This window comes from Microvirga antarctica (assembly GCF_017921815.1).
Taxonomy (GTDB): domain Bacteria; phylum Pseudomonadota; class Alphaproteobacteria; order Rhizobiales; family Beijerinckiaceae; genus Microvirga; species Microvirga antarctica.
The window spans coordinates 1,275,658-1,297,267 of record NZ_JAGEMM010000001.1 but is presented as its reverse complement, the minus strand read 5'-3'; the positions used below and the strand labels follow the sequence as shown (position 1 = coordinate 1,297,267).

Genomic DNA, 21,610 nt, shown 5'->3' with positions numbered 1-21,610 from the left:
ACAAGCCCATGGCACTCAAGGCAAAGCAGGTCGCTCTCACGCCCGATCTCTGCATCGTCGGCAGCGGCTCTGCGGCGCTCACGGTCGCCGCAACCGGAGCGCTCCTGGGATTGTCCGTGGTGGTGGTTGCTCCAGGTCGCTTTGGGTCGCTTGACGGCCCGGCCGCGGTCGATGCTCTGAGCGCTGTGGCGCAGCGGGTTCACGACATTCGAACTGGCGTTCGATTCGGCGGCGGGCCTGATGCTGAAACGCCGGCCGTCGATCTCGCGGCGGTCCTGTCGCACGCCAGAGACATTCTGGCCGCCCGATCCCCGATGACGGCGCCAGAGCGCTACGAGGCGATGGGGGTCCGGGTCATCGAGTCCGGCGCCCGGTTCAGCAACCCGGAGACCCTAATGGCGGGTGCGGAGACCATCAAGGCGCGCCGATACATCCTCCTACCGGAACCGCTACGTGAGGAGCCGCCGGTGACCGGGCTCGAGCCCGCGCGGATCATCCATGCGGACACGATCCCGAACCTGACAGACGTCCCGCGCCATCTCCTTGTGCTGGGCGGCGGCGCAACGGCCATTGCCCTGGCTCAGGCCTATCGCCGCTTCGGCTCCGCCGTGACGATGTTCGTCGAGGGGCCCCGGCTCCTCCACTCGGAGGATCCGGAAATGACCGCCATCGTCGCGCGCGGGCTGCGGGCGGAGGCGATCGACATCCGCTTCTCTCACGCCATACCGACGCTGACGGCACGCCCAGACGGCGATGTCCAAGCGGGTGTGGGGCCGGGCGCATTGACGGCGTCGCATCTCCTGGTGGCCAACCGGCAAACGGCCGCGCTGGCCGATCTCGGGCTTGATGTCGCCAAGGTGAGAACCAAGGCCGGGACCATCGCGGTCGATTCGCGCATGCGCACCAGCAATGCACGGATCTACGCGGCTGGCCCTGTCGCGTCCGTGGGCGACACTGCCATTCAAGCAACTGCCGAGCAGGCGGGAACCGCTTTTCGGCATGCGATCTTCAGGCACGCCAAACCCTTCGATCCGCTACTCGTGCCCCGGATTGGCGCTTTCGATCCGGCCTTTGCCGCCATTGGCCTCACCGAAGAGCAGGCCAAGGCGGAGGGCCATGCCATTCGCATCCTGCGGGCGGCCTTTGCCGACAACGCCCGCGCGCGAGCCCGGGGGAGGGGACAGGGGCATGTCAAAGCTGTCGTCACCCCGTCCGGCCGCATTCTGGGCTGCACGATGGTGGGACCGGAGGCCCCGGACCTGATCATGCCGTGGGCGCTGGCCATGGCGAAGGGGCTTGGTGTCTCGGATCTCGCCGACCTTGCTTTTTCGGATGCCAGCTATGGCGAGACGACGAAACGGGCCGCGGTCGAATTCCTGAAGATGTCGGCTCAGGATCCGTGGATGCGCCGGGTCATCGGCGTCCTGCGGCGCTGGAGCTAGCCAGGAATGAGAGCCGGCCAGCGCCCCGTTCCCTCGGCGAGCCTGTTCAGGCATTTCGGCCTATCGGCACGGCTGCTGCTGCTGACGATCCTGTTCGTGATGGTGGCCGAGATCCTCATCTATGTGCCATCGGTCGTGAATTTTCGCAGCACCTGGCTGAGCGACCGCCTCGCCGCCGCCCAGATCGCCGCCATGGTGCTCGATGCCGCAGCCGAAGAGAGCCTTCCCGAGGAGCTGGAAATGCGCCTGCTTTCGGGCGTCGGCGCGAAGGCGATCGCTATTCGGGGTGGCGGCAAGCGGTCGCTGCTGGCCGCGGGCGACATGCCCGCGACCGTGAGCAAGACGGTAGATCTGCGCGATACCTCCTGGGGAACACTGGCGTCCGATACGTTCGAGGCCCTTTTCGACACCCGCAGCGAGCCGATTCGTGTCATCGGCGCCGGCATGGGCGTCGATTTTGTGGAGATGATCCTGGACCCCCGGCCCCTTCGGCTGGCGATGCTCGACTTCTCGCGCAACATCCTTCTTGTCTCGCTCCTCATCTCGGCGATCACGGCCAGTCTTCTGTACGTCGTTCTGCAATGGGTGATCGTGCGCCCGGTCCGCCGCCTGACCGGCAACATTGCGCAGTTTTCCAGCAATCCGGAGGATGCCTCCCGGGTCATCAGGCCGAGCGCGCGGGCGGATGAGATCGGCCTTGCGGAACAGGCCCTCGCCCAGATGGAAACGACCCTGGCCGATGAGCTTCGCCAAAAACGCCGTCTGGCCGAACTCGGACTGGCGGTGAGCAAGATCAACCACGAGCTCCGCAACATGCTCACGACAGCGCATCTGCTGACGGACCGGCTCGACCGGGTCGATGACGAGGCCGTTCAACGGGTCGCGCCCCGCCTGGTTGCCACCCTCGACCGGGCGATCGCGTTCTGCGAGGCGACCCTGGCCTATGGTCGCGCCTCTGAGCGGCTGCCCCACCGCCAGATGATTGCGCTGGAGCCGATTGTCGCTGATCTCGCAAACCTGACAGACCTTGCTCCCGAACGCGGCATCGAATTCGTGCTCAACGTGCCGGAGGGTCTCCTCATCGATGCGGATGAGGACCAGCTCTCGCGCGTCCTCGTCAATCTGGTCCGGAATGCCGTCCAGGCTCTGAGCCAGGCTGGTGCCAGCGACGCGGTCCCGCGCATCACCGTGCGGGCAGAGCGGCAGGGTCGGACGGTGATCATCCGGGTCGGGGATAACGGACCGGGCATTCCCGAGCGCCTGCGGGCGGATTTGTTCACCCCCTTCCAGGTGTCGAACCGCAAGGGGGGAACGGGGCTTGGCCTCACCATCGTGGCCGAGATCGTGCGCCTGCACGGCGGCGCAATCGCCCTCGAGCAACGGGAATCGGGGACCTGCTTCCGGATCGACATTCCCGACCGGCAAGGAGAGGCCGCCAACGAATAGACAAGCCCCCGTCGATCTTTCCAGAAACAGGCTTGCCAACCGCCTGAGAACGATCTAATCAGCCGCCTCCGGCCGATATGTTTCCTCAAAAACGTAACGGCCCCGGGCGCCCGTAGCTCAGCTGGATAGAGCACCAGACTACGAATCTGGGGGTCAGAGGTTCGAATCCTTTCGGGCGCGCCATCACTTAACTGGTTTTCCAGTTCTCATTTTACACGTTTTACATTTTTACAAACCGGTCCGCTGAACGGTTGAGGCTGATGCGCGCGACTCGTGCCGGGTAAGTGCCCTCGCAGAGCCGGCACCATGCTACGGACGCCCGTCTGGCAGACAAACCCCAGCGGTCGATTGGCGCAGTCTTTCCGCTTTCGATCGTAGACCCGCCCGCCTCCCCGGACCGGCCGTTCTCCATCTCTCTCCACACGCCGCCCGCAAGCCGCGACCGTCGCTCCTCAAGGGCAATTTCGGCCAAATCGAATCAATGTTTCTGTATCAAATATGCATCATACTTCCGAAGAGTTATGCGCTAGCGTAAATCGACTTCGGAGCGTTGGAGAGCGTTAATGCCCGTGCGTAAGATCAGTACATTATACCATTTTACTGAAGTTAAATTTCCGGGCAGCCAATTTTTTACAGTACCACTCGTCGCGCTTGGGCTTCTGATGTCAGATAATTCTGACAGTGCGGCTCAGTCCATCAACATGGGAACCGCCGCCAGTTTTGCCGTGCTGGCTGGCTCGACCGTGACCAATACGGGCCCCAGCGTGCTGACCGGGAATCTCGGCGTGTTTCCGGGCGCCGCCGTCGTCGGCTTTCCCCCCGGCCTTGTGGAGGCGCCCTACACGATCCACGCGGGCAATGCGGTTGCGGGGCAGGCGCAGACCGATCTGACCACCGCTTATCTTCTGTTGGCGAGCCGGTCCCGGACGGTGGATCTGACCGGGCAGGACCTGGGCGGTCGCACCTTGTCGCCCGGGGTCTACAACTTCAATTCATCGGCGCAGCTCACCGGGCCGCTCGTCCTCAACGCCGGCGGCAATCCCAACGCCGTGTTCATTTTCAACATCGGCAGCACTTTGACGACGGCCGCCGCCTCCACCGTTTCGCTGATCGGCGGCGCACAAGGCCAGAACGTTTTTTTCCGGGTCGGCAGTTCGGCGACGCTGGGTGCCGGAAGCTCCTTCGTGGGCGACATCCTGGCGCTGACCAGCATCACGCTCAACACCGGCGCCAAGATCACCTGCGGCGCCGCCATGGCGCGCAACGGCGCGGTGACCCTCGACAACAACCGGATTCTGATTGCAACGCTCAGCCAGTGCCTGGCCCCGCTGCTTCCCGTTGTCGTGCCCCCTGGCACCGTCGTGCCGCCCGGGACTGTCGTTCCCCCTGGCACGGTCGTTCCGCCAGGCACCGTCGTTCCGCCTGTGGCGGTGGCGCTTCCGCTCGGCGTCAACTTCGCGAGGGTCTCGGCGGTAACGACGGCGATCAACAATGGCTTCTACACGGCGTTTCTCAACAATCAGACGATCCCGCCCGAAATCCTTGCCCTTGCGGCTCTCTCGCCCACGGCGCAGGCCTATGCGCTGACGCAGCTCGCCGGCGAGGCGGCCACCGGAGTCCAGCCTGCGGGCGCGCAGGCCATGAACTCGTTCCTGCGGCTGGTTCTGAACCCGTTCGCGGGCGGACCCTTCGGCGGCAGCCGGTTTCCCGACGCCGCGCCGGGCCGTGCCCGTCCGGAGCAGGAGCAGCGGGGTCAATCGGAGCCTGTGATCAGGGCTCTGGGCTATGCCCCCTTCAATGCGAACTCGCCCACCGGATCCTTCTTCGACTCCCGCGTGCTCGCGCGGACGGCCGTGCCGGACCCGCGCCGGTGGAGTGTCTGGGGTGCGGTGTATGGCGACCAGAGCAGGACACAGGGCGGCTTCGGCGGTCAGGATCGCACCATCGGAAGCGCCAGCATCGCCACCGGTCTCGACTATCGGGTCACGCCGGATACGGTGATCGGCTTTGCGTTGGCGGGCGGCGGGACAAACTACGATCTCTCCGGCGGCCTTGGCGGCGGAAATAGCGAAATGTTCCAGGCGGCCGCCTACACGTTCACGCGGATCGATCAAGCCTATGTGTCGGCGGCCCTGGCCTATGCGGGCCACTGGGGCTCGACCGAGCGGCAGCTCACCTTCGGGACCGGCGATCGGCTCACCGCCGACTACTACGCCAGCAACATCGGCGCGCGACTTGAGACCGGATACCGCTTCGATCTGCCAGGGCTGATCGGATTGACACCCTATGCGGCGGTGCAGGGCCAGGTGTTCTCGATGCCGTCCTATCTCGAGCAGGGCGAGCGCGGCGCCTCGCCGTTCGCGCTCTTCTATCAGGAGCGCACCACACGCACGGCGCGGACCGAACTCGGTGCGTGGCTTGACCACACGGTTCCGCTCGAGACATCCACCCTCGTGCTGCGGGCAAGGGCCGCCTGGGCGCACGATTATTTCACCGACCCGACGACCGTCAATGCTGCTTTCCAGGCGCTGCCAGGTTCGAATTTCACATTGAGCGGCGCCTTGCCGACCAAGAATTCGGCGCTGCTCTCGGCCGGCGCATGGCTTCAGTACGAAAACGGATTGTCGCTCGGGGTGAAGTTCGACGGCGAGTTCGCCTCGCGGGCACAGACTTACGCGGCAACCGGCGTCCTGCGCTACACATGGTAGCGCAGGGTCGTGGCGGGTGACTGAAGGTTGCTAGTCAGCCACCACGACTGTGCTACCGACCGCCACACGATCGAAGAGATCTGCAATGTCCGCGTTGAGCATGCGGATGCATCCGTAAGACGCGAAGGTCCCAATGGAGCTGGGGCGATTGGTGCCGTGAATGGCGTATTCCCCACCACTCAGGGTCATGGCGCGTTCGCCGAGCGGGTTGTTGAGGGAGCCGCCCGGAATCACGTCGGGCAGGGAAGGCTTGTCACGCTTGATCTCGGCCGGAGGGCCCCAGGCCGGCCGCACGTACTTCCCCGTGATTTCAGCCTTGCCGACCCACTGCTTGTTCGGGCGTCCGACGGCCACCCGATAACGGACGGCCGTTCCGTCGCCCTGGACGAGATACAGCTGACGCTCGCTGGTTCGCACCAGGATGGTGCCGGCCGAAAGATTGGTATTGAACGGAACCAGTTCGCGCGCCAGCAGATCGGACGGTGAGCCAACGATCGCCGACAACGTTCCCACAGCGACCATGACAAACCTGAGCATCGGCAATCCTTCGTAGACCCTCTCCACCTAGCACGATCCGCCGCCTCAGGCTCACGAAATCACAACTCTACGCCGTTGGTTGCTGCACCCCAGCGAAGGCCCAGCAACCAGAACGGATTTCCCTTGAGTTTGCGGAATAGGCCTGAGCTTGACGCAAGGGCGCTTCAGAGGTAAGCCGATTTTGTCGACGCCCTTCGAGGCCGCCTGCCTGCCAAAGCCAGTTTTTGCCGGGCGAAAACTGGCCGGCAGCGGAGCGAACTCCTTCGAATGGGCACATAAACGATCGATTGAGGAGACGGCAGGGACGTTCGGTCTGCCCTGACTTTGACGCCACACATCACAGCCTCACGCGCCGTCCACTTTCCCAAAAGCCTTTCATGATTGCCGCATCTGCCGTCTCTGACTTTGTCAGAATCGAAAGCGGCAGGGCGTTAGATCGTTCAACGCTGTCGGCTTCGCGACCGTTCAAGGCCGCGGGTCGGTGGCACTACCCCCGCGCCTCAACAGGCGCTCAATCGGAGACGTGCTATGGTTCGTACACTGGGTTTGTCATTTGCCGCGCTGATGTCACTGAGCGTCTTTTCCGTCGCACCGACGCCGTCTGAGGCCGCCGTCTATTGCCGCGCCGTCGGCATCCCGCGTGGCTGCATCGCGCGCCCCGTCGCCCCGGTCGGCCGTGCCGTCATGGCGCCCGGTGTCGGCGCTCGTGGCGTCGGTGTGCGGCCCGGCACGCCGATGAACCGTGGCGGTCCGGTCAACCGCGTCGGCCGCCGCTAAGCGCTTGTCGCAACCCATCGCGCGGGGCCATTGGGCCCCGCGCGCTCAATCCTTTGACGATGATTTGTCGACAGGGGGACGTTCCCCTCACCATCCGCCCAGATCGACTGATGGCAGCATTTCGATCTCTGGTTTTGCGAACAGGTATCCCTGGAACAGTTTGATACCGAACGCGCGCAACTGCATGAGTTCCTGTTCGGTTTCGACGCCTTCGGCGATGACCGTCAGGCCCAGTGCATCCGCCATCGTCATAATTCCCCGGATGATACCCTGCCGAGAGGACGACTGGTCCACATTCCGGATGATCTGCATGTCGATCTTGATCAGGTCGGGCTGGAAGTCTGCCAACAGCGTCAGGCCAGCGTGCCCTGCGCCGAAATCGTCGATGGCGGTCACGAAGCCCAGACGCCGGTATTCCGCGATGATTCGCTGGACATGGCTCTTGTCCACCATCCGCTCGTCCTCGGTAAATTCGAACATGATCCGTTTGGGATCGAACTGCACGCGCCTTGCAGCCTCCAGTGTGGCCCGAATGCAGGCGGTGGGCTCATAGACGGCGTTCGGCATGAAGTTGATGGAAAGACGCGCATCGCCGCCTGCAGGAAACAGGCGGCCGGCAAGCTCGATCGCCTTCACGCGGCAGGCTTGGTCGAATTTGTAGCGGTTATCCTCCGTCACCTGGTTGAGGATCGCAAACGCCGACTGACCTTCCTCCCCGCGCACAAGCGCCTCGTATCCCCAGATCGAGCGCGCGTGCACGTCGACGATGGGGTGAAACGCCATTGTGAAAGCGAAGGGCAGGGGCGTGGCGCCCCGGCAGGCCTTGCAGGAAAGATGGCTCATCTGAACTCATTGTCTGGACTGACACGGTGGCGGGAAGTTTTTAAGTAACCGATTTGATGCGACGAAGGTCCGCCGCATGTCACACGTCGGCCTGCCATCTGCTATCACGCCTGACCCACCGCGCGAGGCCCAATCGAGCGGCGATGAAACGAAATAGTGTGTGACCGGCGGCAAAGCCCCTTTTGCCCTGACGGCCCTCGCGCTGCGATCGAACGCGGGTTGATTTCGATCTACGCTTGTATACTAGAGTGCAGAGCGCGGAAACCAATGCGTTTCCGAACGCGCCACCATGCGGGCCGCGTCGCCATTCGGCGGGCCGCTTCAGGGATACCAGGGAGTTACGCTCATGCTGCTGCTACGAACCGCGCGCTTTGCCGCGTCTGTTGTGATCGGTCTCGGATTGGCCGTGGGTGTTGCCCATGCTCAGGATGTCCCGGCTCCGGGCACCAGCGCCCGCATCGATGCCATCAAGAAGGCCGGCCAGTTGCGCGTTGGGGTCTTGTCCAACCCGCCTTGGCTGATCGAGGACACGACCGGCTCCGGCGAGGCCTGGGCAGGTCCGGCCTGGACGCTCTCCAAGGAATACGCGAAGCGCCTCGGCGTCAAGCTCGTGGCCGTTCCGGTCTCGCACGAAACCAAAGTGCCCGTGCTGGCCTCGAACCAGGTCGATCTGACGATTTCGCCGCTCTCGGTCACGAAGGAGCGCCAGAACGTCGTGGACTTCGTCACCTATTCAAAGACGAGCCTCTGCGTCTTCGGCCGGGCCGACAATCCGAAAGTGGCCAATGCGAAATCGGTCGATGATTTCAATTCGCCTGACGTGACGATTGCCTATTTCACCGGTGGCGGTGAAGAGAACTGGGTGAAGCAGCGTTTCCCGAAGGCGACATTGCGGGGCGTCTCCAGCGCCGGCACGGCAGCGCCCGTCGAGGAGATCATGGCGCGCCGCTCGGACGTCACCCCGATCAATCGCATCCCCTGGATCGCGTTGAACAAGAAGGTCAAGGGTCTGGTAGCGCTTCCGCAAGGCAACAATTGCCAGGACAGCACGGAGGCCGCCAATGAAATCGGCCTGGCCGTCGACAAGAACCAGCCCGAGTTTCTGAAGTGGCTGAAGTCGGTGTCAGAGCCCATGCTGCCGGCGCTCCAGAAGGAAGAAGAGCGGATCGTCGAGACGATGTAATCCGCCCTCGACGGAGGCCGCGCCCGACGCGCCCGGCCTCCGTCTGATCCTGCCGGTCCCGTACCAGCATCTGAATCGGTTCTGCTCATGGATTTCAATTTCGATCCCATCCTTCAAAGCTGGCGATTTCTGCTCGATGGCTTGCGCGTCACGCTGCTTCTCGCGTTGGGCGTCGCCGTTTGCAGCTTCGTGCTTGGGACAATCGTGGGGCTGGCGCGCCGCTACGGGCCGAAATGGCTCCGCGTCGTTCTTGTGTTTTACATCGACTCGATGCGCGCGATCCCGGTCCTCGTCGTGCTGGTCTGGATCTACTTCGCGCTTCCGGCCCTGACCGGCGTGAACCTGCCGCCGTTCTGGTCGGCGATGTTCGCGTTGTCGTTCCATCTGGCCGCCTATGTGGCGGAAGTCGTGCGCGCCGGCATTGAATCGGTCCGTCCCGGGCAGGTGCGTGCGGGCCTGGCGCTTGGGATGTCGGGGCCTCAGATCGTGCGCAAGATCGTGCTGCCCCAGGCCATCATTCGCATGATGCCGTCCTTCGGATCCCTGTTGTCGCTTGCCATCAAGGACACGGCGATCGCGGCGGTCATCGCAGTGCCGGAACTGATGCGGCGGGCCGATGCGGTGGCAGGCCAATCCTACGCACCGGTCGAGGTCTTTTCGACTGTCATGATCATCTACTTCCTGGTCATCTTTCCTGTCACACGCGCCGTCGACATCGTCTACAAGCGCATCTCTTTCCTGGGACGGTCATGAATCTCGATTGGTCCATCGTCCCCGCCAGCGCCGGCGCGCTCGCCCGTGGGGCGCTCATCACGATTGCGCTTACGGTTCTGACGATGATGATCGCGGTGCCGTGCGGGATCGGCGTGGCGATGCTGCGCGAGTCGCGCCTGCGACCGGTGGCGTTTCTTGCCACCTGTTTCGTCGAACTGTTCCGCAACCTGCCGATCATTCTCGTGGTCTATTGGGCATTCTACGTCATGCCGGTTGTGTTCGGCATCGCGTTTTCGCCCTTCCTGACAGGACTTGTGGCGCTGTCGCTCAACAACACCGCCTATAATTCCGAGACGTTCCGGTCCGGCATCAAGTCCATCCGTCGCGGACAGACGGAGGCGGCACTCGCCCTCGGAATGAGCGAGGCGCAGGCGTTTCGCAAGATCGTGCTGCCGCAAGCCTGGCGCCGGGTCTTGCCGGTTCTGGCGACCACCTGGGTGACGCTCTTCAAGGACACGTCGCTCGTCTCGGTGATTGCCGTGGGCGACCTCGCTCACACGGCGATGCAGATTCGGTCGCAATCGTTTCGCGTCATCGAGATGCTGACGGCTATGGCCGCGATCTACTGGTTGCTGGGCTATCCCCAGGCCAAGATCGCGGATTGGATTCACAAGAAATTCGGGGTCACGGAATGACAGCCGCCAGCGTCGTCCTGCAATATCGGAATGTCCGCAAACTCTACGGCGATTTCGTCGCCCTCTCGGGCGTCTCCATGGAGGTCCGCCGGGGCCAGGTGGTCTGCCTGATCGGACCCTCCGGCTCGGGCAAGTCCACCCTCCTTCGCTGCACCAACGCGCTTGAAACTCTCGATGGCGGCGAATTGCTTTTTGATGGTGTTCCGCTGCCGAAGGAACCCGCCGCCATCCGGAAGGTGCGCCAGCGCATGGGAATGGTGTTCCAGAATTTCGAGTTGTTTCCGCACAAGACCGCGATCCAGAATGTCATGATGGGGCCATCCACGGTTCTCGGATTGTCGGACGCCCAGTCGCGCGACCGGGCCGAAGCATTGCTGGCAAAGGTCGGACTGGTCGAGAAGGCGGGCAATTACCCGGCCAATCTGTCCGGGGGGCAGCAGCAGCGGGTCGCCATCGCCCGCGCGCTCGCCATGGAGCCCGAGGTCATGCTGTTCGACGAGCCCACATCGGCGCTGGACCCGGAGACCATCGGCGAGGTTCTGAACGTCATGAAGACACTGGCCGATGACGGCATGACAATGGTCGTCGTCACACACGAGATGACCTTCGCCCGCCGTGTGGCCGACCATGTGGTCGTGTTCGACAGCGGCCAGATCATCGAGCAGGGCCCGCCCGGGCAGATCTTCGACGCGCCCCACCAGGCGCGGACCCGTGACTTTCTCGGCCATCTCGGCTGGGATGCATAAGAGGGGATTTCCGGACCGTGTCAGCACCGATCAGGCCATCCGCCGGAGGCCCGGCCTCGTCCGGAGCCGAGACCGTGCGAGCGATATCGGCTCCGTTGAGCGTTGCGGCCATTCATGCAACGATCCGGCAGGACATCATCGTCCTGCGCCTTCGGCCCGGTACGCGGGTCTCGGAAAACGAGCTGGCGCGCCGTTTCGGTACGAGTCGGACGCCCGTGCGCGAAGCGCTCTTTCGGCTTGTGGATGAGGGCCTCGTGGCCGTCTGGCCTCAACGCGGCACGTTCATCACCCATATTTCCCTGCGGGCGGTGCGCCGCGCGCGCTTCGTGCGCGAGGCGATGGAGGTGGCAATCCTGCGCCGGGCCGCCGAGCAAGGCCTGTCGGCGGCAAACCAGACCATGGCCGAACGGGCGATCGAAGACCAGGAAGCAGCGCGCGACCAGCCGGAATGGTTCACGCGCGCCGACGACGCCTTTCATCGCGCGTTCGCCGACGGGATTGACGTGGGCAACATCTGGGCGGTTCTCGAACGGGAGAAGGCGCAGTTCGACCGCTTGCGGTTTCTCAGCCTTCCCAACGTGACTCCCGTGGAGACCCTCATCGGTCAGCACAGGGCGATGCTGGACGCGGTACGCCGAGGCGACGTTACGGCAGCAGAACACGCGGCCCGCGAGCACCTCTCGGAGGTTCTCAAGGTCTCTGATACGCTGGCGGCGACCCACCCGGAGTTGATCGTCGACGACACCTAGGGCCGAAAGACACAAGGACGAGAATCGATCGGTTGCGGCGCGCGAACGTCGGTCCGATCGACGGTCGAAGAACCTGAACACATCAAGGAGCATCGCTCATGGAACAGACATGGCGTTGGTGGGGACCCGCAGATATCATCACCCTGGAGCATGTGCGGCAGACCGGTGCCACGGGCATCGTGACCGCCTTGCACGACATTCCGGCAGGCGTCGTCTGGACGAAGGATGCCATCGAGGAGCGGATCCGCTTCATCGAGCGCGACCGTCAGCTCGGCTTGCGCTGGAGCGTGGTCGAGAGCCTGCCGATTCTCGAGGCCATCAAGATCGGCGAAGGCAATCTCGAGCCGCTGTTCGAGGATTACCGCACGTCCCTGCGCAATCTCGCGGCCTGCGGCATCAAGACGGTCTGCTACAATTTCATGCCGGTGCTGGACTGGACGCGCACGGATCTGCGCGCGCCGGTCGTCGGAGGAGGGCGCGCGCTGCGGTTCAACGCCCATGAATATGCTGCCTTCGACTGCTTCATGCTGGAGCGCAAAGGCGCCGAAGCGGATCATGCGCCGGAGGTTCTCGCCCGGGCTCGGGCCTGGTTCGACGCCTCGACGCCGAGCGATCGGGACAAGCTGCTGGCCAATATCATGGCAGGGCTTCCCGGCGCGTTCGATCGCTACGATCTGCCCGGTCTGCGCACGATGCTCGCGCGCTTCAAGGACGTTTCGGCCGAGCGCCTGCGCGAGAATCTCGGCCGTTTTCTCAAGGCTGTTGTCCCGACAGCCGAAGAGCTCGGCATTCGCATGGGCATCCATCCCGATGACCCGCCGCGTCCTCTTCTCGGCCTCCCGCGCATCGTCAGCTCGGAGGAGCATATTGCGGCGGTGCTCGATCTCCATCGCTCGCCGTCCAACGGCCTGACGCTGTGCACCGGGTCCCTCGGTGCCCGGCCGGGCAACGACCTTCCGGCGATTGCAAAGCGCTTTGCCGAGCACATCTGCTTTGCGCATCTGCGCAACGTCACGAAGGATCCCGACGGATCGTTCGAGGAGGCTGACCACCTCGGCGGGGATGTGGATATGGTGGCTGTCGTGCGCGTCCTTCTCCAGGAGCAGAACCGGCGTCGCCAGGCGGGCGCTGCCGACTGGCGCATTCCGTTCCGCCCCGACCATGGCCGCGAGTTGCTGGACGATGTGGGCAAGCCCACCCATCCTGGTTATCCGGCCATCGGTCGCCTCCGCGGGCTTGCCGAAATTCGCGGCGTCATGACCGCCGTCTCCCAGCTCGAGGGTCTGGCGCTCTAGCCTCTCGCTTTCGGCTCACGCCACCAGACACGGCCCGTTCCTCCATCGAGGGACGGGCCGTTTTCGTTTGTCGGGGGAGGCAGCCGCACGCCCGTCCTTATGAGAAACTTATGCGCGGGCCGTTCCGGCCCTCTCGAATCCTCATGCGGATTGCTGCATCTCAGGCCGCATGAGAGGCCCGCTTTGGCCGCTCGCATCCGCGGGATTGTTTCAGATGGACATCATCATGCTTGCCCTGGGGCTCGGCTTCTTCGGCCTTGCCTTCGCCTACGCCGCCGCCTGCGACCAGCTTTGAGAGGCCCCCGATGATTGTCGATTACACCCTCGCCGCCGTCGTGACGGTTGGCCTCCTCATCTACCTCACCTACGCGCTCCTCCGGCCCGAGCGCTTCTGACAAAGGCACCTGCTATGACCATCAATGGCTGGGTTCAAATTCTGGTCTTTTGCGCCCTCGTCGCGGCGATCGTGTCCCCCCTCGGGTGGTATATGACGCGCGTCTTCGCGGGCGAAAAGACGTTCCTGTCGCCGCTCCTGCGCCCTGTCGAGAGCGGCCTCTACAAGCTCGCCGGAATCGACGAGCGAGAGGAGCAGCACTGGCTCACCTATGCGCTCGCGATGTTGGCGTTCAATCTCACGGGCTTTCTGGTCCTCTACGGATTGCAGCGGTTTCAGGCAGCGCTGCCGTACAACCCGATGGAGATGGCCAACGTTGCGCCCGACCTGTCCTTCAATACGGCCGTAAGCTTCGTCACAAACACCAACTGGCAGAATTACGGCGGCGAAAGCACGATGTCGTATCTTGTCCAGATGGTCGGTCTGACGGTTCAGAACTTCCTGTCGGCCGCCACCGGTATCGCGCTCGCCATCGCTCTCGTGCGGGGCTTCTCACGCGCGTCCGCAAAGGGGATTGGAAATTTCTGGGCGGACATGACACGGGCGGTTCTCTACGTGCTGCTTCCCCTCTGCATCGTGCTGGCGGTGGTCTACGTCGCCAGGGGCGTCCCGCAGACTCTCGGCGCCTCCGTCGATGTCACGACACTTGAAGGCGGAAAGCAGACAATTGCCGTTGGACCCGTTGCGTCCCAGCTTGCCATCAAGATGCTCGGAACGAACGGCGGCGGCTTCTTCAATGCCAATTCCGCCCACCCGTTCGAGAACCCGGACGCCCTCGTCAATCTCATTCAGATGATCTCGATCTTTGCCATCGGCGCGGGATTGACCAACGTCTTCGGACGGATGGTCGGCGACCAGCGGCAGGGCTGGGCCATCCTCGGCGCGATGGCTTTCCTGTTCCTCGCAGGCGTCAGCGTGGCCTATTGGGCCGAGGCCGGCGGCAATCCGCTCGTCCATGCGCTGGGCGTTGAGGGCGGCAACATGGAGGGCAAGGAGGTGCGCTTCGGCACCGCCATGTCGGCTCTGTTCGCCGTCGTGACGACGGCTGCAAGTTGCGGCGCCGTCAATGCCATGCTCTCGAGCTTCATGCCCTTGGGCGGCATGATCCCGCTGATCAACATGGAGCTTGGCGAAATCGTCATCGGCGGCGTCGGCGCCGGTCTCTACGGCATGCTGCTGTTCGTCATCGTGACGATGTTTGTCGCCGGCCTCATGGTCGGTCGCACGCCCGAATATCTCGGGAAGAAGATCGAAGCCAAGGAAGTCAAGATGGCGATCCTGGCGATCCTGAGCCTGCCCGTTGTCATGCTCGGTTTCACGGCGATTGCGGTCGTCACGCCGACAGCGCTCTCATCCATCGGCAATCCCGGGCCGCATGGATTTGCGGAGGTGCTCTACGCCTATGTGTCGGGCGCCGCCAATAATGGCTCTGCCTTCGGCAGCCTGTCGGGCAATACGCCCTGGTACAATCTCACCCTCGGCGCCGCGATGCTGATCGGACGCTTCTTTGTGATCATCCCCGCCATGGCCATCGCGGGATCCATGGCGGCCAAGAAGCGACTTCCCGTCTCGGCCGGCACCTTCCCGACCCATGGCGGATTGTTCATCGGCCTTCTCGTCGGCGTCATTCTCATCGTCGGAGGCCTGACCTTCTTCCCCGCGCTGGCACTGGGACCGATCGTCGAGCACCTGTCGGTGATCGCCGGCCAGTCTTTCGCGGCAGGAGGGTAGAATGCCGCGATCCCGATCATCGCGCGCGAGAGCGTGGAGCCCGATTTCCGTCGTCGTGGCGCTGACCGCAGGCTCGATCGGGCTCGCGGGCGTCGTCCACCTCATCGCACGCCTGTTGCAGCCCTAGACACGGCGCTTTCCAGAACCATTTTCATGGAAGTCCAGTTATGAATACCGCCCATGCCCGTGACCGGGCCAGTCTCCCCTCTCTTGTCGATCCATCCATCATCGTGCCGGCGCTGACCGCGTCCGTCACCAAGCTCGACCCGCGCCTCATGATCAAGAATCCGGTCATGTTCGTGGTGGAGGTCGTCGCCGCGCTTACAACAATCCTATTTGTGAAAGATGTGCTTGTCGGCGGCACCAGTCTTGCGTTCTCCTTCCAGATCATCCTCTGGCTCTGGTTCACCCTTCTGTTTGCCAACTTCGCCGAGGCGGTCGCCGAAGGACGCGGCAAGGCCCAGGCCGCGTCCCTGCGCAAGACCCGCACGGAGACGCAGGCGAAGCTTCTCGATTCCGAGCGCGCGCGCGACTTCACGTTGGTGCCCGGCGGTCAGCTGAAAGTGGGCGACGTTGTGCTCGTGGAGGCCGGGGACATCATTCCAAGCGACGGCGAAGTGGTGGAGGGGGTGGCCTCCGTCAACGAGGCCGCGATCACCGGCGAATCCGCCCCGGTCATTCGGGAATCGGGAGGCGATCGATCGGCCGTCACCGGCGGTACGCAGGTTCTGTCGGACTGGATCCGCGTGCGCATCACCGCGGCGCCGGGCTCCACTTTCATCGACCGCATGATTGCGCTCGTGGAGGGGGCCTCACGTCAAAAGACTCCCAATGAGATCGCGCTCAACATCCTGCTGGCCGGTCTCACCATCATCTTCGTGGTCGCCGTCGCGACCATCCCCAGCTTCACCGCCTATGCGGGCGGCACCATCCCGATCATTTCGCTCGTCGCCCTGTTCGTCACGCTCATCCCGACGACCATCGGCGCGCTGCTGTCAGCCATCGGCATTGCCGGAATGGACCGGCTTGTCCGGTTCAATGTGCTGGCGATGTCCGGGCGAGCCGTGGAGGCGGCAGGCGATGTGGATACGCTCCTGCTCGACAAGACCGGGACGATCACGCTCGGCAATCGACAGGCGACCAGTTTCCGCCCCATGCGCGGGGTGAGCGAAGAGGACCTCGCGGATGCAGCACAGCTTGCCTCGCTCGCGGACGAGACACCGGAAGGCCGCTCGATCGTCGTCCTCGCCAAGGAGCGATATGGCATAAGGGCCCGCCAGATGGGTGAACTGCACGCGACCTTCGTGCCGTTCACCGCCCAGACGCGGATGAGTGGCGTCGATATTGGGGAAAGCATCATCCGCAAGGGCGCAGTCGATTCGATCCTCGCCTATCTGTCGCCCAAGATACCGGTTCTGAGCGCGGGTGCCGCACCGACCGTCAAGTCGCTGGTCGGCGCCGATCAGGTCCGCGAGGTTCAGGCGATTGCCGACGACATCGCCAAGGCCGGTGGAACACCGCTGGCGGTTGCGAAAGATGGTCGGCTGCTCGGCGTGGTGCAATTGAAGGATATCGTCAAAGGCGGCATCAAGGAGCGCTTTGCCGAATTGCGGCAGATGGGCATCCGCACGGTCATGATCACGGGCGACAACCCCATGACGGCGGCAGCCATCGCGGCGGAAGCGGGAGTCGATGACTTTCTTGCCCAGGCCACGCCCGAGGACAAGCTCGCGTTGATCCGCTCCGAGCAGGCGCAGGGCAAGCTCGTCGCCATGTGCGGAGATGGCACCAATGATGCGCCGGCGCTTGCCCAGGCCGATGTGGGCGTTGCGATGAATACGGGCACAGTTGCCGCGCGGGAGGCCGGAAACATGGTGGATCTCGACAGTGATCCGACCAAGCTCATCGAGATCGTGGAGATCGGCAAGCAGTTGCTGATGACCCGGGGATCGCTCACCACGTTCTCCATCTCCAACGACGTTGCCAAGTACTTTGCGATCATCCCGGCGATCTTTGCGGCCATCTACCCGCAGCTTGGCGCGCTCAACATCATGCATCTCGCCACCCCCGAGAGCGCGATCCTCTCAGCCATCATCTTCAACGCGCTGATTATCGTCGCGCTGATTCCCTTGGCACTCAGGGGCGTGAAATACCGCGCGATCGGGGCAGCACCGCTGCTGCGTCGCAACCTTCTGGTCTACGGCCTTGGCGGAATCATCGTGCCGTTCATCGGCATCAAGGCGATCGACCTTCTGATCACCACCATCGGCCTCGCATAAGGAGATCCACCATGTTGCGTCATCTTCGTCCCGCTCTCGTCATGATTGCGGCGTTCACGGCCATCACCGGCCTTCTTTATCCCCTCGCCATGACGGGGGTCGCCCAGACCTTTTTCCCGGAGGAAGCAAACGGGAGCCTCCTTGCCGTCAACGGCGAGGCGAAAGGCTCGGCGCTGATCGGGCAGGCCTTCGCGGGCGACCGCTACTTCCACGGGCGGCCATCAGCAACCCTCGGGCCAGACCCCTCCGACCCGTCAAAGACGACTGCGTTGCCCTACAATGCGTCCAATTCCGGTGGCTCGAATCTCGGGCCCAGCAATCAGGCCCTGATCGACCGGATCAAAACCGACAGCGCGGAGCTGAAGGCGCAGAATCCTGGTGTCAGCCTCCCGATTGACCTCGTGACCACATCGGGAAGCGGCCTCGATCCACACCTGTCGCCGGAAGCCGCCCAGTTTCAGGTTCCGAGAGTGGCCATGGCCCGCAACCTGCCGGTCGAGCGCGTTCATCAGCTGGTTACCCAGAACACGGAGGGGCGCATCCTCGGATTTATTGGCGAACCGCGCGTGAATGTGCTCAAGCTGAACCTCGTTCTGGACCGGGACGCTCGGTAGTCGCCTGTTGCCCGGGTCCAGGGGGAGAGCGTGTTCTGCGTGCGAGACCGACCATGGCTGAAGACCGCCGCGACCAGCACCTGCGACCTTTGCCCGATGCCCTTCTCCAGGCGGCGAAGCGGGAGAGCCGGGGGCGACTGAAGATTTTCCTTGGGGCGGCGCCTGGTGTCGGCAAGACATTCGAGATGCTGCAGCAGGCGGCCTCGCGGCGGGATGAGGGTGTCGACGTGGTCGTTGGCGTCGTCGAGACGCATGGCCGCAAGGAAACCGAACAGCTTCTGTCCGGGCTCGAAATCATCCCGCGGCGCTTAGTCGACTACAAGGGCCACCGCCTCGACGAAATGGATCTCGACGCGATCCTGCAGCGGCGTCCGCAACTCGTGCTGGTCGACGAACTCGCGCATACGAACGCGCCGGGCAGCCGGCATCCAAAGCGCTATCTCGACGTGGAAGAGCTGCTCTCGGTCGGGATCGACGTCTACACGACCCTCAACGTTCAGCATGTGGAGAGCCTCAACGATGTGGTGGCGCAGATCACCCGCATCCGCGTGCGCGAGACGGTGCCGGACGCCATTGTCGACCGCGCCGACGACATCGAGATCATCGACATCACGCCGCGAGACCTCATTCAGCGGCTGCATGAAGGCAAAGTCTACGTCTCCCGGACGGCAGAGCGGGCGGTTGCCCATTACTTTTCGCCCGGAAACCTCACAGCCTTGCGGGAACTCGCGTTGCGGCGGACCGCCCAGCGCGTCGATGCGCAGCTTCTCAATCACATGCAGGCCCATGCGATCCCTGGCCCCTGGGCTGCAGGGGATCGGGTCCTGGTCTGCATCGACGATTCGCCCGGGAGCGAGGCGCTCATCCGATATGCCCGCCGCATGACGGAGCGGCTGCAGGCGCCCTGGACGGCGCTGCATGTGGAAACCGCAAGCGCCCTGCGGCGGTCAGTTGCTGCGCAGGATCGCATCGCCGCAAGTCTGCGATTGGCCGAGCGCCTTGGCGGCGAGGCGGTGACGATCCCCGGTCGCGACGTGGCGGCCGAGATGGTGCGCTATGCGGAGACGCACAACGCCACGCACATCATTGTCGGAAAGCCTGACAAATCGAGACTTCGCGAAGCGGTCCAAGGTTCGGTCGCCCATGACGTCATCCGATCGGCGGGTGACATCAGCGTTCATGTCATCGCGCTCAACGAGAGCGCGGCCGAAACGGATCGACATCGCCCGGTCGCGCCGAAGGGCAGGCTCGAAGCGGCACCCTATCTCTTCAGCACGCTTTTTGTTGTCGCAGCCCTCGGCCTTGGCTTCGTGCTCGACGAGTTCCTGGACGTGAGGAATATCGCTCTCGTGTTTCTGACGAGCGTTTTGGGCGCTGCCGTCTCCTTCGGACTTTGGCCGGCCCTCTTTGCCAGTCTTCTCAGCATGCTGGCCTTCAACTTCTTCTTCCTGCCGCCGATCGAGACCTTCACCATCGCGGACCCCGAAAATGTGGTCGCGCTCTTTTTCTTTCTCCTCGTGGCGGTGATCGCCAGCAATCTGACGGCCCGTGTGCGGAGCCAGGCGATCGTCGCGAGCCAACGGGCCAAGACCACTGAGGACCTGTATCTCTTCAGTCGCAAGCTCACGAGCGTGGGAACGATTGACGACCTGCTCTGGGCGACGGCCTATCAGATTGCCGCAATGCTCAAGGTCAGGGTCGTCATCCTCATGCCGGAGTTCGACAAACTGGAACTGAAAGCCGGGTACCCACCGGAGGACCAGCTGGACGATGCGGATCTGGCTGCCGCCCGGTGGGCATTCGAGCGCGACCGCGAGGCGGGGCGCGGCGCCGACACGCTACCGGGCGCCAAGCGGCTGTTTCTCCCCATGCGCACCAGTAGCGGGCCCGTGGGTGTCGTCGGCATCGACAGCGACAAGCCCGGTCTCCTCCTGACGCCCGAACAGCGGCGGCTCATTCATTCGCTCGCCGACCAGGCAGCACTCGCCGCCGAGCGCATTCAACTTGTGGCCGATGTCGACCGCGCCCGCTTGTCGGCCGAGTCGGATCGGTTGCGATCGGCATTGCTGACATCGATCTCACATGATCTCAAAACGCCGCTTGCGGCGATCATTGGCGCGGCCGGAATGCTCAAGAGCTATTCCGCCGCCCTTGACGAGGAGGCCAAGGCGGACCTGATCGGAACCGTGCAGGACGAGGCGGAACGACTCAACCGCTTCATCGCCAATCTCCTCGACATGACGCGGCTTGAATCGGGGGCGATCGCGCCGAATGCGGCGCTAAATGACGTCAGCGACGTGCTGGGCGCGGCGCTTCATCGTGCGGCTGCTGTCCTGTCGTCGCATCGCGTTGACTTGCAGATCGCTCCCGACCTGCCAATGGTGCGGGTAGACGCGGTCCTGTTCGAGCAGATTCTGTTTAATTTGCTCGACAACGCAGCCAAATACGCCCCGTCCGGCAGTGCGATCCGCGTCCAGAGCTGGCAGGATGACGACGCAGTGATCGTTCAGGTGCTCGATGAAGGGGAGGGGATCCCTGAGGCGGATCTCGAACGGATCTTCGACAAGTTCTATCGTGCACAGAAGGGTGACCAGGTCCGCGCCGGCACGGGCTTGGGTCTGCCCATCTGCCGCGGGTTTGTCGAAGCCATGAGCGGCACGATAACCGCCGCCAATCGAACGGATCGCTCCGGCGCGATCTTTACCATCCGGCTACCGGTGCCGGATCAGAAACGACCCGTGGATGAGGCTGCATGAGTGCTGCTCCGATCAGGATTCTCGTCGTTGACGACGAACCGCCGATCCGCCGTCTGCTGCGGGCCGGTCTCGGCACGCAGGGCTACGAGGTGGTGGAGGCTGGCAACGTGGCCGATGCCCTGCTCGCCATTGCGGCGCAACCGCCTGACGTGATGCTGCTCGACCTCGGCCTCCCGGATCGAAACGGCATGGACTTGCTGGCCCAGTTGCGCGCGACGGACGCGGATTTCCCTATTGTTGTGCTGTCGAGCCGAACGGACGAGAAGGGCATCGTCCAGGCGCTTGAACTCGGGGCCGACGATTATGTCAGCAAGCCGTTCGGCATGCAGGAGCTGCTGGCGCGCCTGCGCGTCGCGCTCAAGCATCGCCTTCAGCAGCAGGGCGAGCGACCGATCTTCCGGCTTGGCGGCCTGTCCGTCGACCTGGTTCGGCGGATCGTGACGGTCCACGGCCGCGACGCCAAGCTGTCCCCGCGGGAATACGACATCCTGCGGGTTCTCGTGCAGCACGCTGGCAAAGTGCTCACGCATCGGTTGATCATCCGGGAAGTCTGGGGCGGCATTGCCGATATTCAGAACCTGCGCGTCCACGTGCGGCAGCTCCGCCAGAAGATCGAGGACGACCCCGAGCGGCCAGCCTTTGTGCTCACCGAAACAGGAGTCGGATATCGGCTTCAGGCTCCCGACTGAGCTTCGGCATGA

The 21,610-nt window shown here is 63.8% G+C and carries 20 protein-coding genes and 1 tRNA gene; 19 read left to right on the top strand and 2 right to left on the bottom strand.

Features of this window, described 5'->3' with window-relative positions; all coding sequences use genetic code 11:
* Nucleotides 1–8: 8 nt before the first annotated feature.
* The 4 genes from J4G32_RS06280 to J4G32_RS06265 all read left to right on the top strand — a co-directional run bounded on the left by J4G32_RS06280 (nucleotide 9) and on the right by J4G32_RS06265 (nucleotide 5,596).
* Entirely contained in the window at nucleotides 9–1,442 is a 1,434-nt protein-coding gene (locus J4G32_RS06280) for an FAD-dependent oxidoreductase (RefSeq protein ID WP_210485246.1), read from the top strand.
* A gap of 6 nt (nucleotides 1,443–1,448) precedes the next feature.
* Nucleotides 1,449–2,888 carry a sensor histidine kinase gene (locus J4G32_RS06275; RefSeq protein ID WP_210485245.1) on the top strand — a complete coding sequence of 480 codons (1,440 nt, stop codon included), beginning with the start codon at nucleotides 1,449–1,451 and terminating at the stop codon, nucleotides 2,886–2,888.
* 106 nt (nucleotides 2,889–2,994) lie between these two features.
* A tRNA-Arg gene (locus J4G32_RS06270) sits at nucleotides 2,995–3,071 on the top strand.
* Between the two features lie 479 nt (nucleotides 3,072–3,550).
* A complete protein-coding gene (locus J4G32_RS06265) occupies nucleotides 3,551–5,596 on the top strand; it encodes an ice-binding family protein (RefSeq protein WP_210485244.1) in 2,046 nt (681 codons plus the stop codon).
* 30 nt (nucleotides 5,597–5,626) lie between these two features.
* Here J4G32_RS06265 and J4G32_RS06260 read toward each other — a convergent pair whose 3' ends face one another.
* Nucleotides 5,627–6,118: a L,D-transpeptidase gene (locus tag J4G32_RS06260; protein ID WP_246504888.1), complete on the bottom strand. Its 492-nt coding sequence runs from the start codon at nucleotides 6,116–6,118 to the stop codon at nucleotides 5,627–5,629.
* Between the two features lie 543 nt (nucleotides 6,119–6,661).
* On the opposite strand from J4G32_RS06260, the gene J4G32_RS06255 reads away from it, so the two are divergent.
* A complete protein-coding gene (locus tag J4G32_RS06255; RefSeq protein WP_210485242.1) occupies nucleotides 6,662–6,910 on the top strand; it encodes a hypothetical protein in 249 nt (82 codons plus the stop codon).
* Nucleotides 6,911–6,997: 87 nt separating this feature from the next.
* On the opposite strand, the gene J4G32_RS06250 is transcribed toward J4G32_RS06255, so the two are convergent.
* Nucleotides 6,998–7,753 carry an EAL domain-containing protein gene (locus J4G32_RS06250; protein ID WP_210485241.1) on the bottom strand — a complete coding sequence of 252 codons (756 nt, stop codon included), beginning with the start codon at nucleotides 7,751–7,753 and terminating at the stop codon, nucleotides 6,998–7,000.
* Nucleotides 7,754–8,099: 346 nt separating this feature from the next.
* On the opposite strand from J4G32_RS06250, the gene J4G32_RS06245 reads away from it, so the two are divergent.
* From J4G32_RS06245 to J4G32_RS06190, 14 genes are all read left to right on the top strand, one after another.
* The gene (locus J4G32_RS06245; RefSeq protein ID WP_210485240.1) at nucleotides 8,100–8,936 is read left to right on the top strand and encodes a substrate-binding periplasmic protein; all 837 of its coding nucleotides are present in this window, start codon (nucleotides 8,100–8,102) and stop codon (nucleotides 8,934–8,936) included.
* Between the two features lie 87 nt (nucleotides 8,937–9,023).
* A complete protein-coding gene (locus tag J4G32_RS06240; RefSeq protein ID WP_210485239.1) occupies nucleotides 9,024–9,689 on the top strand; it encodes an amino acid ABC transporter permease in 666 nt (221 codons plus the stop codon).
* Nucleotides 9,686–10,345: an amino acid ABC transporter permease gene (locus J4G32_RS06235; RefSeq protein ID WP_210485238.1), complete on the top strand. Its 660-nt coding sequence runs from the start codon at nucleotides 9,686–9,688 to the stop codon at nucleotides 10,343–10,345. Before J4G32_RS06240 ends, J4G32_RS06235 begins: the two co-directional genes overlap by 4 nt.
* Nucleotides 10,342–11,091, top strand: coding sequence for an amino acid ABC transporter ATP-binding protein (locus tag J4G32_RS06230; protein ID WP_210485237.1), 750 nt, complete (start codon nucleotides 10,342–10,344; stop codon nucleotides 11,089–11,091). Before J4G32_RS06235 ends, J4G32_RS06230 begins: the two co-directional genes overlap by 4 nt.
* A 17-nt stretch (nucleotides 11,092–11,108) precedes the next feature.
* Nucleotides 11,109–11,840 (top strand): GntR family transcriptional regulator, encoded by a 732-nt coding sequence (locus J4G32_RS06225; RefSeq protein WP_210485236.1) that lies wholly within the window; start codon nucleotides 11,109–11,111, stop codon nucleotides 11,838–11,840.
* A 98-nt stretch (nucleotides 11,841–11,938) separates the two neighbouring features.
* Nucleotides 11,939–13,135 (top strand): mannonate dehydratase, encoded by a 1,197-nt coding sequence (uxuA, locus tag J4G32_RS06220; protein WP_210485235.1) that lies wholly within the window; start codon nucleotides 11,939–11,941, stop codon nucleotides 13,133–13,135.
* Nucleotides 13,136–13,304: 169 nt separating this feature from the next.
* Nucleotides 13,305–13,430 carry a hypothetical protein gene (locus J4G32_RS21930; protein ID WP_281413511.1) on the top strand — a complete coding sequence of 42 codons (126 nt, stop codon included), beginning with the start codon at nucleotides 13,305–13,307 and terminating at the stop codon, nucleotides 13,428–13,430.
* A gap of 10 nt (nucleotides 13,431–13,440) precedes the next feature.
* Nucleotides 13,441–13,530, top strand: a complete 90-nt coding sequence (locus J4G32_RS06215) for a K(+)-transporting ATPase subunit F (protein WP_210485234.1) — start codon at nucleotides 13,441–13,443, stop codon at nucleotides 13,528–13,530.
* A 14-nt stretch (nucleotides 13,531–13,544) separates the two neighbouring features.
* Nucleotides 13,545–15,260 carry a potassium-transporting ATPase subunit KdpA gene (kdpA, locus tag J4G32_RS06210; RefSeq protein ID WP_210485233.1) on the top strand — a complete coding sequence of 572 codons (1,716 nt, stop codon included), beginning with the start codon at nucleotides 13,545–13,547 and terminating at the stop codon, nucleotides 15,258–15,260.
* Between the two features lies 1 nt (nucleotide 15,261).
* Nucleotides 15,262–15,387 carry a hypothetical protein gene (locus J4G32_RS21925; protein WP_281413510.1) on the top strand — a complete coding sequence of 42 codons (126 nt, stop codon included), beginning with the start codon at nucleotides 15,262–15,264 and terminating at the stop codon, nucleotides 15,385–15,387.
* A gap of 40 nt (nucleotides 15,388–15,427) precedes the next feature.
* Nucleotides 15,428–17,539 carry a potassium-transporting ATPase subunit KdpB gene (gene kdpB / locus J4G32_RS06205; protein ID WP_210485232.1) on the top strand — a complete coding sequence of 704 codons (2,112 nt, stop codon included), beginning with the start codon at nucleotides 15,428–15,430 and terminating at the stop codon, nucleotides 17,537–17,539.
* An 11-nt stretch (nucleotides 17,540–17,550) separates the two neighbouring features.
* Complete coding sequence (gene kdpC / locus J4G32_RS06200; protein WP_210485231.1) at nucleotides 17,551–18,153, top strand: potassium-transporting ATPase subunit KdpC; 603 nt, start codon at nucleotides 17,551–17,553, stop codon at nucleotides 18,151–18,153.
* Nucleotides 18,154–18,206: 53 nt separating this feature from the next.
* The gene (locus J4G32_RS06195) at nucleotides 18,207–20,909 is read left to right on the top strand and encodes a sensor histidine kinase (RefSeq protein WP_210485230.1); all 2,703 of its coding nucleotides are present in this window, start codon (nucleotides 18,207–18,209) and stop codon (nucleotides 20,907–20,909) included.
* Nucleotides 20,906–21,598: a response regulator transcription factor gene (locus J4G32_RS06190; RefSeq protein ID WP_210485229.1), complete on the top strand. Its 693-nt coding sequence runs from the start codon at nucleotides 20,906–20,908 to the stop codon at nucleotides 21,596–21,598. The genes J4G32_RS06195 and J4G32_RS06190 overlap by 4 nt, the downstream gene beginning before the upstream one ends.
* Nucleotides 21,599–21,610 lie beyond the last annotated feature (12 nt).

What these genes read in the sequence shown, in the direction of transcription:
- J4G32_RS06280 (WP_210485246.1), top strand. Translation starts at nt 9, where the DNA reads ATGGCACTCAAGGCAAAGCAGGTCGCTCTCACGCCCGATCTCTGCATC.
- J4G32_RS06275 (WP_210485245.1), top strand. Translation starts at nt 1,449, where the DNA reads ATGAGAGCCGGCCAGCGCCCCGTTCCCTCGGCGAGCCTGTTCAGGCAT.
- J4G32_RS06265 (WP_210485244.1), top strand. Translation starts at nt 3,551, where the DNA reads ATGTCAGATAATTCTGACAGTGCGGCTCAGTCCATCAACATGGGAACC.
- J4G32_RS06260 (WP_246504888.1), bottom strand. Translation starts at nt 6,118, where the DNA reads ATGGTCGCTGTGGGAACGTTGTCGGCGATCGTTGGCTCACCGTCCGAT.
- J4G32_RS06255 (WP_210485242.1), top strand. Translation starts at nt 6,662, where the DNA reads ATGGTTCGTACACTGGGTTTGTCATTTGCCGCGCTGATGTCACTGAGC.
- J4G32_RS06250 (WP_210485241.1), bottom strand. Translation starts at nt 7,753, where the DNA reads ATGAGCCATCTTTCCTGCAAGGCCTGCCGGGGCGCCACGCCCCTGCCC.
- J4G32_RS06245 (WP_210485240.1), top strand. Translation starts at nt 8,100, where the DNA reads ATGCTGCTGCTACGAACCGCGCGCTTTGCCGCGTCTGTTGTGATCGGT.
- J4G32_RS06240 (WP_210485239.1), top strand. Translation starts at nt 9,024, where the DNA reads ATGGATTTCAATTTCGATCCCATCCTTCAAAGCTGGCGATTTCTGCTC.
- J4G32_RS06235 (WP_210485238.1), top strand. Translation starts at nt 9,686, where the DNA reads ATGAATCTCGATTGGTCCATCGTCCCCGCCAGCGCCGGCGCGCTCGCC.
- J4G32_RS06230 (WP_210485237.1), top strand. Translation starts at nt 10,342, where the DNA reads ATGACAGCCGCCAGCGTCGTCCTGCAATATCGGAATGTCCGCAAACTC.
- uxuA (WP_210485235.1), top strand. Translation starts at nt 11,939, where the DNA reads ATGGAACAGACATGGCGTTGGTGGGGACCCGCAGATATCATCACCCTG.
- J4G32_RS21930 (WP_281413511.1), top strand. Translation starts at nt 13,305, where the DNA reads ATGAGAGGCCCGCTTTGGCCGCTCGCATCCGCGGGATTGTTTCAGATG.
- J4G32_RS06215 (WP_210485234.1), top strand. Translation starts at nt 13,441, where the DNA reads ATGATTGTCGATTACACCCTCGCCGCCGTCGTGACGGTTGGCCTCCTC.
- kdpA (WP_210485233.1), top strand. Translation starts at nt 13,545, where the DNA reads ATGACCATCAATGGCTGGGTTCAAATTCTGGTCTTTTGCGCCCTCGTC.
- J4G32_RS21925 (WP_281413510.1), top strand. Translation starts at nt 15,262, where the DNA reads ATGCCGCGATCCCGATCATCGCGCGCGAGAGCGTGGAGCCCGATTTCC.
- kdpB (WP_210485232.1), top strand. Translation starts at nt 15,428, where the DNA reads ATGAATACCGCCCATGCCCGTGACCGGGCCAGTCTCCCCTCTCTTGTC.
- kdpC (WP_210485231.1), top strand. Translation starts at nt 17,551, where the DNA reads ATGTTGCGTCATCTTCGTCCCGCTCTCGTCATGATTGCGGCGTTCACG.
- J4G32_RS06195 (WP_210485230.1), top strand. Translation starts at nt 18,207, where the DNA reads ATGGCTGAAGACCGCCGCGACCAGCACCTGCGACCTTTGCCCGATGCC.
- J4G32_RS06190 (WP_210485229.1), top strand. Translation starts at nt 20,906, where the DNA reads ATGAGTGCTGCTCCGATCAGGATTCTCGTCGTTGACGACGAACCGCCG.